General features: G+C 56.6%; 1 protein-coding gene. It reads left to right on the top strand.

Going from position 1 to position 424, the window contains the following annotated elements; translation table 11 throughout:
- The coding region (locus tag KP705_RS18105) for a Tn3 family transposase (RefSeq protein ID WP_215765298.1) at positions 1–424 on the top strand (424 nt) is incomplete at both ends.

Genomic DNA, 424 nt, shown 5'->3' with positions numbered 1-424 from the left:
CATCTGCATGACTGGCATATCAGCGAGGCCGGATACGCCGAAGCCCTTGGCCGTATGGTTGCAGCCCATCGTGGGCTGCCCCTGGCGTCACTCTGGGGAGACGGCACATCGTCCTCAAGTGATGGTCAATTGTTTCATGCAGGTGGCAGAGGCGCTGCGATCAGCGATATCAATGCGCGCAATGGCAGTGAACCGGGCGTCAGTTTCTACACCCACATCTCCGATCAGTATGATCCGTTTTCGACCCGGGTGATTGCGGCGACGGCCGGTGAAGCACCCTATGTTCTGGATGGGCTGCTGTATCATGCCAACGGGCTTTCCATTGAAGAGCATTATACCGACACGGGTGGGGCATCGGATCATGTTTTCGGGCTGATGCCCTTCTTTGGTTATCGAATTGCGCCCAGGATACGGGATCTGAAAG

Source organism: Gluconobacter sp. P1D12_c (assembly GCF_018812105.1).
GTDB lineage: Bacteria > Pseudomonadota > Alphaproteobacteria > Acetobacterales > Acetobacteraceae > Gluconobacter > Gluconobacter oxydans_A.
Note: the sequence above shows the minus strand (reverse complement) of the source record. Positions and strands in the feature narration are given on the sequence as shown.